This is a genomic window from Acidianus brierleyi (assembly GCF_003201835.2).
In the GTDB taxonomy this organism is placed as follows: domain Archaea; phylum Thermoproteota; class Thermoprotei_A; order Sulfolobales; family Sulfolobaceae; genus Aramenus; species Aramenus brierleyi.
Genome location: NZ_CP029289.2, coordinates 2,822,551 through 2,836,064 on the forward strand (window position 1 = coordinate 2,822,551; position 13,514 = coordinate 2,836,064).

Sequence of the window (13,514 nt, forward strand, 5' to 3'; positions counted from 1 at the left end):
AAGATAATTATGTTTTATTATACATATTTCATTATTTGATATATATTTGTGGATTAGCTTCAAATTTATCTTTACAGAATTTACTACAGAAGTAATAAGTTTTTTCACCAACAGTAGAATAATAAGGAACAGATTTAGAAACTGTCATTCCACATACTACATCAATCTCCCCTTCCTCTACTTTCTCGATCTTATTTTCTTTTGAAATTTTAGTAATCTCTGATAAAATACTTAATGCAATCTCCTCTGGAGATTTGGCATTTATATCTAATCCAGCTGGAACTTTTATTCTGTCTAATATATCGTCTTTGTAGCCCTTATTATGTAAAAACGATATTAGATCTTCTCCTCTCTTCTTTCCAGCAATAACTCCTATATATCTTATGTTAGTGTTTAACAGTGCCTCAATATACTCGTGATCTTGCTCTCCCATGGTAGCTACAACAGCGAATGTATTTCTATTTATTTTTATTTTATCTATATCTATTATCTTATTAATAACTATTATATTAAATCCTATATTCTGTCCTAAATTTTCAAGATAGTATATTATCGGATTATCTCCAATTAAAATTAGCTTCTTCCTTGGTAACATAGGATCAATATATAGGTAAAGCAAACCACCATGACAGGTTTTTAAATACAAAAATCTCGGTACTCCGTCTCTTATAACCTCTAAAGAATTATTTATTATCTCATCTTTAGTACAGAATCCTCCTATCCAACCTTCAAACGAACCATCTTTTTTAACAATCAACTTATTACCAGTTTTTAGGGCAGTGGGTCCCTCAGTTTTAATTACCTCTACTATAGCAAAGTCTTCTTCATTTTCTAATAGTTCTTTGACTCTATCTATAAAATCGGAAACATGAACAAAATAAGTATATCTAACTTTGCTATCTGTCATTATAAAATAGTTCTATTATATTATATTTAAACTTAGTGAGAATATTTAGCGAGAGAACTGAATCCCTTTACATGTTAACAGAAACGTTTTATATTTATCTATGCTCAATTTTTATTAATAAAAGATGACCCTCACAGTGATATAGGCTATGCCCAAAAGGATGAAAGTGATAGTAAGAATGTGAATCCCTGTACCATTGGGCTAGACTGAGTCTCATTATCTACGTACAAGACAGTTGAGGGTTAAGTCCTTACACTAGATCAAGATTGAATATAAAATGACTGAAATTAAGGTGTAGGGACAAACGGTAAGTATAAGAATAATGCAGTTTATGAATTGGAAAGTGTCATTATTAAGCTACAAATTTCGTTATTGTTTAGAAGACATATGGAAACATTATTTCAGCTGTTTCGTCAAATTATCTCGCGTGGAGATATAATCTTATATCTTTCAATGAGAGAAAGATATGGACTAAATTAAGAAATATAGTGAAATTCGTCATGTTTGAATAAAATTTAACAAACATAGCAAGAAAAACTCGAGATAACGTAGTAATTCTGAATTTATCTCACACATCTAAAAGAACGTTAGTGCTTTTATTAAGTTTTTGTCTTATCATTTCTTATTTTGCACTCTATTAAACGATAAAAATTTTCTGAAACTGCTGATCTATCTTAATGAGTTAATTCTTTTTATCTAAACTTATAAGCAGCTCGTTAATGAATATTAAGATATAAAGTTTTATCTTAAAAACCATGGCAATTATTTTTTGTTATAGAACGTCCCAGAAAATGCAATGTAAAATTGCTATTAAGTTTGCTACTAAATAAATTTAGGAATGTATAGCGTATAATGAATATTTTAAAAATTATCCGGCACATGAGTATAAGAAAACTATTAATAGTCTATTTTTGAATAAGGCAATAGTATGAGCAAATTCTTATTTGTAATCTTAAATGATCCAACTAATCTAGCTGAATCAATTAAAGCAGCCCACGCTCTTCATTATGCAGTAGAATTAAAAGAGAAAGGTCACGAAGTTTACGTTTATTTTGACGGATTAGGAACTAAAATACCTATAACCGATAGTCCGTACAAGGGTTTAAAGCTGACCTATGAGAAAGCTACAAATAAGGGTTTAATACTAGGAGCCTGCGGGTATTGTGCATCTCCCCCTCATCTTAACATTAAGGATAAATTGCCTAAAAGTATAAAGCTAATTGGAGATGAGGAACACCATTATGCTTTTACTGACCTAGTTGATATGGGATTTCAAATCATCATGTCATAAAATTTTGTCGACACTTTTAACTATTCTTTATATTAATTTAATTAATTTAAGTATTTTGTGAATTGGGTCATTAGCAAATCCAGTAAGTTAATAACTTGCTAGCACTATAATTCTACAGAAGAATTAGCTAAAAATTTTATGGAATTATTAATGTTATGTAATATTAATTTTAAATTTATATAAATATGGAATTGACTTATGATATTAAGAATCTAACTTTAGAAAACTGAAGTTATAGCTTAGCAGTTTCAGATAAATCATAAACTATATAATTTAAATGTTAATTTTGATAATCTGCATGCAAATGTGTTCCAATGAGCTTTTTGTATTGATTTTTTATTTCCAGATCTTTTAATGAACAAGAACTTTTATGGAATTTAGTATATACCGAGAAGTTACCGTAGTAGTTCCATGAAATTCATATTCTTTAACAAGGTGTAAAAATAAGGATAATATAAAACCTATATAGGAAATACTAGGGTTAGTAGTAAAGATAGGCCGTTTCACTATCTCTTAAGAACAAGTAATATGGTTATTAGTAAAGATATAAAGTGTACTAATTGAGCAACGATTCTAGTAAAGCCCAAGCCATAATCCTGATTCATAAAAGTGTCATTTAAGAATCTATTCTTTATTCCACTTCTCTTTTTCTAACGTTAGTGGTACATACTAGCAGAAGAAAACATTAATCTGTTCTTAATAACTACTCTCTTATATTTAACCTCAAACTTGGAATAAGTTATAATTATGAAAACGTAGAGTTCTTTATTATTCATGGCAATGTTCTTCCTCATGCTTAATAAATTTATAAGAAAGTCATAATAACTGTATATCCATTTTATCCGCTAAGTAGATCTAATATGATATAGAGTTTTTGTTACATAAGTTTATAGGTGTAGGATTTTCGTTCTAAGAAAGACTCAATTATCAATAAAGTCTATGATAAAAATAGCTATAGATGTTCATATTATAGGGAATGTAGATAGACTGAATAACTGAAAATAAATTTATTATAAATTATATTAACGGCTAATATTAGAAAATTTAGAATCAAAAGTTTATATTTATTCGTAATAAAATTTAACTTATGCCCATATGTCCATCATGTGAATATAGAGCGTCAGAATGGAAGAATATAGCCTCGCATATGTATCTTATGGCTAGGAATAGTGATCCTTCGCACGTTATGTGGATGAATAGGAATTTGACTATGAAAGAAGTTGACGTAGACAATCTTTCGATAATGTTAGAAAATTTCTTTTCAATTAAGGATAACTTAAGTTTCTGGATAAGGGAGAAGTTTATTCAGAAATTCTACGGCGAATCTCCTCATCCATTTATTTTGGCTATGCAAAATCCTACTAGAGGAGTCTTATTAGGATATGTCATAGAACACCAACATTTTCTCAAAAATTGGGTAAAAGTACTGTCCGAGATAATCTTTAAAACGGACGTGGAAGAGGTAATAAAATATGAATTAGAGAATATAAATGTTGAATATTTTGGATATAATGGAAGACCTTCTCATTACGAGTTATTAATAAGAATGGGAGAAAGCTTAGGAATGCCTAGAGAAAAAATCTTAAGTTATAAGCCTTTACCTTCTACTCAGTCTGCAATAAATACTTGGAGAAAGATTGCGTTTGAAAGCAATTGGGTTGAAATAATGGCAGCTATGCATAGTTTAGAACTAGTTGCAGATAAGACATTAAGGAAATATGGAGCTAAGATGCATTATTTCAACGAGACTATATTAAGTAGTAATGATTTTCCTAAAGAAGTTAAGGATTTCTTAAGAGAAGGTTATGAAGCAGACCAGACTCATGCGGGAGAAGCGCTAAAGCTTGTAGATAAATATGCTGAGGATCCTGAAAAAATTCAAGTTACTGTGTTAAGGTCTTTTGATGCTTTTGCAAAATATTTAACTGCAAGATTAGAAAGAGGTATGGAATTCGATAAAAATTTGATAAAGGTGGTTCTATGAAAATCCAGGTAAACGGGAGTAAGGCAGGAGATAAGGAAAATGGTTGTGCTTTATGCGGAGCAACTTGGGGAGATTATTATGAGGAGATCGATGGAGAGAAATTATTCTTTTGTTGTGATGTATGCGCTACAGAATTCAAGAATATGATTGAGGAAATAAAGAGAAGAACAGGATGGAAAAAGATCGACGAGTTATCAATAGAAGGTAATTACTATAAGGGAAGAAATTGTGTAGCTAAGACAGAGGGAAGAGAATACAAGTTCTACGTAAAATTTGGTGATGATGCTGAAATAGAGACCTTTAAGGAAATTGAATGAGCGTTATTAAATATTAAATAGAAATACTTTCAATTCAATAATACTTGCGGAACTGCTCAGTTTTTATCACAAAAATGAACTAATTTCAATTAGACATTTAATTCTGAATTTATCAAATTCTAAGAAGATCAAGGTCTATAAAAATTCAACAACTCCACAAAGCAATTTAATAATAAATCTATAAATGGAAGATTTAAGAGTTATAACTACATGATTTATAAACTTTATAAACGGTCTTATTTATTTATACTGTTAACTTAAGTAACTTGTGATAAGAGATGGAAGATTTAAGAATCATAACTGTACCTCTGAAAGAGGTAAAAGATAAAGGAACGGTAGTGGTAAATAAAAACGGAATTAATGTCCTAATAATTTACGATAAGGGAAATGTATACGCATGCGATATAAGATGTCCACATATGGGATATCCATTATCTAAAGGAACAATAAGAGATGGGATACTTATTTGCCATTGGCATCATGCTAGATTTAATTTAGAGGACGGTGGAACATTCGATTTATGGGCAGACGATCTCACGACTTATGAAACTAAGATAGTTAACGATAAAGTAATAGTAAATTTTAAGGAAAGAGACGTTAAAGCTCATGCAGTTAAAAGATTAAGAAAAGGAATAGATCATGATATAGATCTTGTTATAGCAAAATCTATTATAGACTTATTAAATAATGGAATTTCTTTAAATGACTTAGCTAAAGAAGTTTCTATTCACGTACTTAGAGATCATGAATGGAATAGCGGTCTAAATATTTTTACAATAATACTTAATTTGCTTAATTATGACCTTGAATTAGAATGGAAGATCTTGGGCCTTTTACATGGTATTAAAAACGTCTCTTCACAAATTTTCGAAAGGCCAAAAGTAATCTATCCAGAACCATTAGAAAATGCTGATAATTTAAAAAACTGGTTTAGAGATTTTATAGAAGGAAGGGAAGTTAATCCTGCTAGAAGAGCAATAATTAGCATGAGAAGCGAAGATGGACTTGACGCCATGGTAGCGTCAGTTACTGATCACTTTTTCTTAGACGAAGGACATATATTAGATCATTTAAATAAGGAAACTGAATTGTTAGATAAGATAGGATGGGATAATTCCAGGTTAATTTTTGCATCTTTAATTAGTCAATTGGCTAATGCTATGAGACATGAAGAAGATCCAAAATGGAGGATACCGGACGATCTTGTGAGTATAATAAACAGTGAAATAAGTAAAGCACAGGACATGAAAATAGGGAAAGAAAGGCTCGATCAAAAGGAGATGGATAATCTTGTAAATTGTTTATTGCAAGACGATCCAAAGAAACCCTTTGAATGTGTAACTCAAGCTATCGCCTCTAACGTTTCCCCTAAATATTTATCCTTAGCCTTGGGTTTAGCTTCCGCATATAGAGAAGCTAGATTTCATACTCAAAATGATTTCTCAGATTGGGAAACAGTACATCATCAATTCGTATATTCTAACGCTTTATATAGACTCTTTGAGAGAAAAGAGAGTTTTTACCTGATTAGAGGAATTTATCATGGTGTAGGAAATCTTTACTTAACAAGGTTTCTCAATATTCCTCCAGCAAGACTCCCTAAGGAAAGGACGTCAAGAAATGAAGAAGAAATAATAAAATCGCTGAGTGAAGCTATAGGTTCTAAAAGAATCGAAGAGGCATCTCTAGATGTTTATGATTATTTAGTTAGAGAATTCCCAGAAGATACGCTAATAAAAACCATTATTAGGTCTTTATTTATAGAAGATGTTAGTTTTCATACTGCTCAGACAGTGGATGCTGGAATATCGTTATTTAATGCCCTAAAAGGATACGATGAGAATTACGTTCCCCTAATAGCTACAGTAAGATATTTATCAGCACATAGTCCTACTAATAGGAGGAGTAAGATAACTGTAGACGTAGCTATAAAACTATCTAAAGGTGAGGCTTTATATACGTAGAAAATTATAATACCTTAACTCTGCGTGTCATTGGTATATCTACTATTTTTCTAAAATTTAGATTCTTTATATTTATTTCATAAAACGATGTAGTTGAATATACTATATTTTCATCATCTACTTTAGCTATAGCATTAGTTCCAAAAGTTGGTCTAGGTAATTTTATTCCCATTCTTGTCAACTTTCCGTCCTCATACATCATTAATGGGAATTCACTCATCTCTTGGGCAATAATTGCATTTCCTAAATCCTCTATGCCATGAAAATATCCTTTTTCAATTAGAGTATAATTTATTAGATCGTCAGTCAAATAAAGTCCGTAAGCTGTAGCTATGTAAAGGTGATCTTTAACAAGAAGATTATGAGAATCATTAAAGAAATCTAAAGGTTTTAGAGAAGTTATATCGCCAAAAAGTAAATTACCTTCTTCTACACTCGCTATTATTTTTCCATTATATTGAGCAAAATCTGTTATATGTGCGTATTCTGAATGAGGAAAACTCCAGCCTCTTTTCTTTCCCTCATCTCTTAGATCTATTAATTCCTTTATTCGCTCCTTATTAATAAGGTAAAGTTTAGGACCTTCTACTGATGCAATAAGTTGACCGTCAAGTTCATAAAATTTCCAGCAACTCTCATTAAGTATAGTTTTACCATTTAATATAACCCCACTTTCTGTAGAACATATGTAAAAATCATTATTCTTTAAAGTAAAATCGTAAACATCTTCCTTATCACATAGTAAGTCAGCTTCCTTATCTATTTTATATAATCCTTTACTTGTTCCGACTAGGTACATAAATTAACATTTATTTCCGAACATAATAACGTTTCTTATGATTATAAAAAAGGAAAGATATCTTATTTGCTTTTCATTGTCTTTATAAAATCTTCTACGCTCATTGCTAAGAACGTATTTGTCCTTACAGTTCCTCTGCTATTTAAATTTATTAATCCTTTTAGAAATTTTTCTGGATCATTAACTTCTACTACGTTTACGAAATCGTACTCTCCAAACATCGCATATTGATAAAGTACTTTTGCACCGTAATTCTCCAGCTCCTTATTAACCTCTAAGATCCTCTCTGGTTTTTCCCAGACGGTTTTTGCTCCTTCATCGGTTAGTCTTGAAAGTACTATAAATAGAGACATTCTATTTTATACTTAAGTTTACTAGGTAATATTCCTTATTACTATAAAATTATCATAATATAGAATAACTTGTTTGAAAGATAAATAACCTTATTATTTTACAAAATGATATCAATATTTATGTGGAATCATTTAAAGGGATGGAATAGATGTGATGACTGCTGGCTTGCGTATGAAAGAGGAATACAGCATCCTAATTCTCTTTCATGTTATAAGGTTGGTATTCCCATATCATCTCTCAACGTTCCAGTCAGTACTTTTATAGAAGAAATAAAAAAGAGAGATTATGTGGCTAAATACGGATTCTTTCCTTTTCCAGTAAATTTAGTATCAAAAGGAGTTATAATACTATATTTTACAAATAGAGAAGATATGTTGAAATCTATAGAAGATCTTAAGAAATTTGTTAAAGAACCTAACAATAGGGAAAAATTCTTCTTTAATAATTTTGTTAATGTGGAGTGGATAGAGGGATTCAATTATAGGAGAGGATGCCCAGAATATGATAAGAAATTCGGAGATTGGAGAAGATGGAGTTCCGAATAGAAACTTTCTTATCCTAATCTTTAGTTTTTCAGATGATGCTAATTTTCCCAACTATATTATAACTTTATCACTAACTTTCAATCCCTCGCTTAAACCTAGCTTAAAAGCTTTTACATTATTTTCGCCTCTAAGAGTAGTTAGAAAGCTTTCTTCCTTTATCATTTTAAATATTCCTAAACCATAAGCGAAACCTAAAATTGCAGAATTTACTACTCTCTTATCCCCTACCAAAGATGCTATATTATTGGCATTAATTTTGAAAATTCTAAAGTTGGAAAGTCTCTTTATTATTTCTTCAACGCTATTTTCCCTAACTTTAGGAAGAACGGGTTTAAGAGTATATTCGTTAAAAACGATGATTGAGTTTCTGTTTGCATAGTCTAAATTCCTGAGAATTTCGTTGGCTTCTAGTCCTATCAAACAATCTGCTCCATGTTTAGCTATAGTAGGAGAATAGACGTCGCCTATTCTAACGTGAATATTAACAGCTCCTCCCCTTTGCGCTAATCCGTGAGTCTCAGCTACAAGAACTTTTATACCTTCTTTTTCACAAGCGTTGGCTATCATTTTCCCCATTGTTATTATTCCCTGTCCTCCTACACCCGCTATTAGAATATTTAACTTAGCCATGCGTCATCCCAACCTTTTGGTTTGTCTCCTTTCATTGATATTGCCTTAAATGGGCATATGGGAACACAAGCCCCACAGCCTATACATTGAGAGAGATCTATAGATGCTTTCTTATTAGGTAAAGGAATGATGGCTGGACAAGTAAAATAATCATAGCAGATTGTGCATCCGGTACATTTATTCATATCTACTTCTGCTACTGGCAACCTATCCTCTATTTTATCTAAAGCGTCTAGTGCGCACGCTCTCTTAGATATAAGTACTGCCGGTTTCAAGTTTTTCTTTACCCATTCAGCAGTTTCTTTAATTATTCTTGTCGAAGTATTATAATCAAAGGGATCAAACGCCTTAACATACTCTATTCCCATTCCTTTTGCAACATTGGCTATATCTATATATTTGGAAGGACTTGGTTGTTGTCCAGTCATTGCAGTAGATCTGTTGTCTAGGACCAGTAGAATCATAGGAGTCTTATTATATACTGCATTAGCTAAACCTGGTAATCCGGTATGAAAGAAAGTTGAATCTCCTATTATTGCTATAGGAATAACTCCAGTACTTCTATAGACCCCGTTTGCTATCCCTAAACTACCTCCCATTTCTATTAAACTGTCCTGTTCATTAAAAGGTGGAAGAACTCCAAGAGAATAACATCCTATATCACCGGAGAAAAATGTATCTTTTATTCCCGCTAAGGCTAAACCTTTTTTAAGATCTATAAAAGATGACCTATGAGGACAACCTGGACATAAAGCCGGAGGTCTTGGAACAACATCAAATGCTATATCATCTATTTTATCAACTTCCTTACCAAGGAATTTACCTACTGCGTAATTAACTTTTTCTAACGTTAGTTCTCCAGTTCTATCTACAAGATCTTTGCCATGTATTTTTAACATAATGCCTTCGGACATCATTAGATCCTTAACTTGCATCTCGACTATTGGTTCTAACTCTTCTACAACTAGAACTTCTTCTGAATCTTCAAGAGCCTTTAAAGTAAGTTCCTTAGGAATAGGAAAAGGAGTTGAAAGTTTTAGAATCTTCACTTTTGAATTTTCAACTACTTCTTTAACAAACGCGTATGCTATCCCAGACGCAATTACTAGTTTTTTGCCATCTCCTTCTATTGAATTCAGCTCTTCTACTTTCTTCTGTATTATCTCCCATCTTCTCAACTGTTCTTTTCTATTCCTTCTAGCATTTTCAGGGACTAATGCATATCTAGAAGGATTTTTCGATAGTCTACCCATGACTGGAGGTTTAATATCCTTCATATCAACCTGGGATCTTACATGATTTATTCTTGTATTACTCCTAAAAATAACTGGATGCTTAACTTCTGAACTAAACTCAAATGCGCTCATAATTAAGTCGTAGGCGCTTTGAGGATCATAAGGCTCAATTACTGGAATTAAGGCCATCATTCCATAATATCTGTTATCTTGCTCATTTTGAGAAGACCACATTGACGGATCGTCTGCAGATACTAGAACTAGAGAGCCTTCTACTCCAGTGTAGGATGAACTCATTAACGCATCTGCTGCTACGTTAACCCCTACATGCTTCATTGTAGCTAGAGCTCTTGCGCCCATCATTGCTGCTCCATAAGCTGTTTCGAAAGCTACTTTCTCGTTGGAACTCCACTCTGCATAAACTTTATCCCCATATTTCATTATAGTCTCTATTATTTCTGAAGAAGGAGTCCCAGGATATCCAGCAGCTACTGCTACTCCAGAAGATAATGCACCAAAAGCTATTGCCTCATTTCCTAGAACTATTCTTTTTGACATAATTTGTCATTATGTTTTAAACTTTAAAAATCTAGTTATGTAAATTTTAAAAGTTTACTATATTGATATAGTAGTGATAGTTGTAAGAAAAATAATATTGTAATTATTCGTGAAATTCTATAAAGATAAGTGACAGTTAATGGCAAATAATGTTATGCTATATTTATCAATATATACTAAATTTGGAGACGAATCCAATTATTCCCAATATGACATTTTACCAAAAGAGATTAGGAGCACCTAGCCTTATGATTTTGGCTTTTAGAGAAATAGAGAAATGGAGATTATCAGTAAATATAAGGCTATTCTGACGGACTAGTTTAACTTAATGGGAAAACTGTTTTGATCAAGATCGATAGAAAGAAGACCATCAGAAAGAATTTTTAAAGAGAAGAAGATTCAGTTGCTGAGAGTTCAGATTTGATTTCTTCTATATCGTTGGCTGAAAAATGAGTTTACGTAACTATTAGGCACGGATTCTACGTGTATGACATTAAAGAGAAGATGCTAATATTTCCTATAAATTCTTATGCTTTCTTAGACCTGAAAGTATAAGATTACATTAGGATAATCTGCATTCAACTACATTAAACAGTTTCCTTGACTTTTAGAGTCTAAGGAAGCATAATCTGTTAGTAGAGAGTAGACTGGGAAGATATAATACAAGAACTTTTTAAAGTACTAGTGATTTGATATTCTTGTATGGGTCTCTAAATTTGTAACTTAAAAGCTACGTAGTGAGTTTATAAGTTTTTTAACTTAACTTCTCTATTGGATATCTACCTTTCTTGACAGCAACGGTAACCATACTAATAAATCTATCATAGAGAATAGACTGAGAGACAATATACTAATTAGAGGGAAGAATAAGGAAACATAGCCATCCGCAATTAAAGATGATAAATCTGTTAAGGTAATTAAAATACCACTCTCTACTACTGGGAATTTCGACTTAGAAACTATTTTACCTATTAATACCGGCCATACTAACGAATTACCTACTTGCGATAATATTCCGTAAATTATCAAAAGGTAGAGGAAAGGAGTTAAAGGAAATAGGAACTCCGTAATAACAGCTAGAAATGTACCTAACGCCAAGGATAGGAGTATTTTGTTTTTCGGAAAATAAATAGGAACTAAAGAACCTACAATATTGGCTAAGATAAAGGATATACTAAACCAACCAGCATTAATCTTGTTGAAAATTAAAGGTTCAATTAGTCCTCCTACAGAAGCTAAGGACATACTAAGTATGAATGATATAAGGAGGAGTGGAGAGACTAAGAAGAGAGACTCCTTGACTTTCCTTAAACCGGACTTTTTTACTTCTGTTTTCTCTATGCTTAGAGAGAAAACTAACGGGATTGAGGATAACCAAAATATTGAAGCTATTATAAATAAATCAGCTATGTTAAAAAGGAAAAGTACGATAGCAGATATTATACTCCCTATTGTATAACCGATAAACTTGGAAGATATGAAAAAATTTGCGCTTCTATATCTAGAGCTGAAAGTAGGCTCAGAATATGAGAAGTAAACTGCGTTAAGAAATAGGATTAAGGAAGATGCTATTCCATAAAGTATACCTAAAATAAGCACTAGTTTTAAATTGAGAGGTACCTTTAGATATAGAATGAGATAGAATATACTCTGAAAGGAGAAGGCCATAATTATATTCAGTTTAACAAAATTTTTTAATATTTGAGCTATGAAAGGTGCTAAAAATGCTCTTAATATGACCGCAATAGTGACAAGCACGAAAGCCAGTTCAGTATCATTATATATTTTTTCGAAATATACTGGCAAGTAAAATTGTTGTGATGAAGCAGTTGAAACTAAAATTAATAAAAAATAAATTTTACTTTCAGTTATCTTCATCCTTTTATACCATTAAATAGATTATATTTGCTTTAATCTAAAATCTTTCCTTTCTCTATGAAATATATTATTCTGCTAAGAGAAATTAATCCCCATAATTTTTGCCTTAATGTTAGTTTATTAATCCCTATAGTGTTTAGATATTCTTGGTAGTATTTATATAATTTTATAGTACCATTCAAATATTTTATATTTTTTGTAGCAGCAAATACAGTGAATTCCTTAGATGAAGCTAACATTGGAATAATTTGAAGCGAATCCATGTACTCTGGAATGTTTGGTTTATTGCCTATGAACTCAAATAGAGGAACGAAATATTTGTCATCATAGTATTTAATTTTCTCTATTAAACCTGGATCTTCCCTATAATTGATATTTATTAGAGAGAGTCCTTTTAGTGATCCCATACCTATTTCTACATCAGTTTCACTTTTTATTCCGTTTTGTCTTTCTATATTCTCTAGTTTATTTAGCATTATTTCCGTTGACTTTTTGACAATTTCGGGATTTTGTGTTATATATGATAATTTAGCTAATGCTAGTAAGTCTTCTCCCCAGTATTCGTCTAATTTAAATATTTTATCAGATACTCTTGTGAGGATTAATTTATCTTTAGTAATATCATACAGTTTTAACTGAAAGAGAGAGGAATGTATAGTTGCCCTCTTTGATAATAACTCATTAACTACTTCATATGATTCATTATTTCCAGTAACAAAATATGAGTCTATAAGAGACCATATATATAAATTGTAATCTCTATCTGCTAGGCTAAGAGCATTTATAGCAAGTATGTCTTTATTGAGTGAGTGTATAAGATTTATAGTTATACTCGTAGATATCTTTTCCTTCTGTACCTCTTCTTTGACATATCTTTTTAAATCTGGATCCTTATCTAATACAGGATTTAGATCTAATTCGACCCACATTGCTATCTAAATAAATAATACTTTTAAACAGCTTTTTTTTTTAACTGTAATAAAGTCTAAAAAGCTGTCTTAGATTTGAAGTTTATTTTATGATGATAAATATCTACTTTTCAGATTATAAGT

12 protein-coding genes are annotated in these 13,514 nt (G+C 31.3%); 5 read left to right on the top strand and 7 right to left on the bottom strand.

Going from position 1 to position 13,514, the window contains the following annotated elements; all coding sequences use genetic code 11:
* Nucleotides 1–31 precede the first annotated feature (31 nt).
* Entirely contained in the window at nt 32–907 is an 876-nt protein-coding gene (locus DFR85_RS31055) for an XdhC family protein (protein ID WP_110271612.1), read from the bottom strand.
* Between the two features lie 928 nt (nt 908–1,835).
* On the opposite strand from DFR85_RS31055, the gene DFR85_RS31060 reads away from it, so the two are divergent.
* The 4 genes from DFR85_RS31060 to DFR85_RS31075 all read left to right on the top strand — a co-directional run bounded on the left by DFR85_RS31060 (nt 1,836) and on the right by DFR85_RS31075 (nt 6,463).
* The gene (locus DFR85_RS31060) at nt 1,836–2,198 is read left to right on the top strand and encodes a hypothetical protein (RefSeq protein WP_110271613.1); all 363 of its coding nucleotides are present in this window, start codon (nt 1,836–1,838) and stop codon (nt 2,196–2,198) included.
* A 1,087-nt stretch (nt 2,199–3,285) separates the two neighbouring features.
* The gene (locus DFR85_RS31065) at nt 3,286–4,182 is read left to right on the top strand and encodes a thiaminase II/PqqC family protein (protein ID WP_110271614.1); all 897 of its coding nucleotides are present in this window, start codon (nt 3,286–3,288) and stop codon (nt 4,180–4,182) included.
* A complete protein-coding gene (locus tag DFR85_RS31070) occupies nt 4,179–4,499 on the top strand; it encodes a TA0938 family protein (RefSeq protein ID WP_110271615.1) in 321 nt (106 codons plus the stop codon). The genes DFR85_RS31065 and DFR85_RS31070 overlap by 4 nt, the downstream gene beginning before the upstream one ends.
* Nucleotides 4,500–4,777: 278 nt before the next feature.
* Nucleotides 4,778–6,463: a Rieske (2Fe-2S) protein gene (locus DFR85_RS31075; RefSeq protein WP_110271616.1), complete on the top strand. Its 1,686-nt coding sequence runs from the start codon at nt 4,778–4,780 to the stop codon at nt 6,461–6,463.
* 4 nt (nt 6,464–6,467) lie between these two features.
* Here the strand turns inward: DFR85_RS31075 and DFR85_RS32070 are convergent, their stop codons facing one another.
* Nucleotides 6,468–7,262, bottom strand: coding sequence for a hypothetical protein (locus DFR85_RS32070; protein WP_110271617.1), 795 nt, complete (start codon nt 7,260–7,262; stop codon nt 6,468–6,470).
* Nucleotides 7,263–7,324: 62 nt separating this feature from the next.
* The gene (locus DFR85_RS31085; protein WP_110271618.1) at nt 7,325–7,615 is read right to left on the bottom strand and encodes a GYD domain-containing protein; all 291 of its coding nucleotides are present in this window, start codon (nt 7,613–7,615) and stop codon (nt 7,325–7,327) included.
* A gap of 120 nt (nt 7,616–7,735) precedes the next feature.
* On the opposite strand from DFR85_RS31085, the gene DFR85_RS31090 reads away from it, so the two are divergent.
* Nucleotides 7,736–8,161, top strand: a complete 426-nt coding sequence (locus DFR85_RS31090) for a hypothetical protein (RefSeq protein WP_110271954.1) — start codon at nt 7,736–7,738, stop codon at nt 8,159–8,161.
* Between the two features lie 51 nt (nt 8,162–8,212).
* Here the strand turns inward: DFR85_RS31090 and DFR85_RS31095 are convergent, their stop codons facing one another.
* The 4 genes from DFR85_RS31095 to DFR85_RS31110 form a co-directional block, all read right to left on the bottom strand.
* On the bottom strand, nt 8,213–8,791 hold the full coding sequence (locus DFR85_RS31095) for an indolepyruvate oxidoreductase subunit beta (protein ID WP_110271619.1): 579 nt from the start codon (nt 8,789–8,791) through the stop codon (nt 8,213–8,215).
* Nucleotides 8,779–10,584, bottom strand: a complete 1,806-nt coding sequence (gene iorA, locus DFR85_RS31100) for an indolepyruvate ferredoxin oxidoreductase subunit alpha (protein WP_110271620.1) — start codon at nt 10,582–10,584, stop codon at nt 8,779–8,781. The genes DFR85_RS31095 and iorA overlap by 13 nt, the downstream gene beginning before the upstream one ends.
* A gap of 768 nt (nt 10,585–11,352) precedes the next feature.
* Nucleotides 11,353–12,462: an MFS transporter gene (locus DFR85_RS31105; RefSeq protein ID WP_110271621.1), complete on the bottom strand. Its 1,110-nt coding sequence runs from the start codon at nt 12,460–12,462 to the stop codon at nt 11,353–11,355.
* Nucleotides 12,463–12,494: 32 nt separating this feature from the next.
* Nucleotides 12,495–13,391: a hypothetical protein gene (locus DFR85_RS31110; RefSeq protein ID WP_110271622.1), complete on the bottom strand. Its 897-nt coding sequence runs from the start codon at nt 13,389–13,391 to the stop codon at nt 12,495–12,497.
* Nucleotides 13,392–13,514 lie beyond the last annotated feature (123 nt).

What these genes read in the sequence shown, in the direction of transcription:
- DFR85_RS31110 (WP_110271622.1), bottom strand. Translation starts at nt 13,391, where the DNA reads ATGTGGGTCGAATTAGATCTAAATCCTGTATTAGATAAGGATCCAGAT.
- DFR85_RS31070 (WP_110271615.1), top strand. Translation starts at nt 4,179, where the DNA reads ATGAAAATCCAGGTAAACGGGAGTAAGGCAGGAGATAAGGAAAATGGT.
- iorA (WP_110271620.1), bottom strand. Translation starts at nt 10,584, where the DNA reads ATGTCAAAAAGAATAGTTCTAGGAAATGAGGCAATAGCTTTTGGTGCA.
- DFR85_RS32070 (WP_110271617.1), bottom strand. Translation starts at nt 7,262, where the DNA reads ATGTACCTAGTCGGAACAAGTAAAGGATTATATAAAATAGATAAGGAA.
- DFR85_RS31085 (WP_110271618.1), bottom strand. Translation starts at nt 7,615, where the DNA reads ATGTCTCTATTTATAGTACTTTCAAGACTAACCGATGAAGGAGCAAAA.
- DFR85_RS31090 (WP_110271954.1), top strand. Translation starts at nt 7,736, where the DNA reads ATGTGGAATCATTTAAAGGGATGGAATAGATGTGATGACTGCTGGCTT.
- DFR85_RS31060 (WP_110271613.1), top strand. Translation starts at nt 1,836, where the DNA reads ATGAGCAAATTCTTATTTGTAATCTTAAATGATCCAACTAATCTAGCT.
- DFR85_RS31055 (WP_110271612.1), bottom strand. Translation starts at nt 907, where the DNA reads ATGACAGATAGCAAAGTTAGATATACTTATTTTGTTCATGTTTCCGAT.
- DFR85_RS31095 (WP_110271619.1), bottom strand. Translation starts at nt 8,791, where the DNA reads ATGGCTAAGTTAAATATTCTAATAGCGGGTGTAGGAGGACAGGGAATA.
- DFR85_RS31105 (WP_110271621.1), bottom strand. Translation starts at nt 12,462, where the DNA reads ATGAAGATAACTGAAAGTAAAATTTATTTTTTATTAATTTTAGTTTCA.
- DFR85_RS31075 (WP_110271616.1), top strand. Translation starts at nt 4,778, where the DNA reads ATGGAAGATTTAAGAATCATAACTGTACCTCTGAAAGAGGTAAAAGAT.
- DFR85_RS31065 (WP_110271614.1), top strand. Translation starts at nt 3,286, where the DNA reads ATGCCCATATGTCCATCATGTGAATATAGAGCGTCAGAATGGAAGAAT.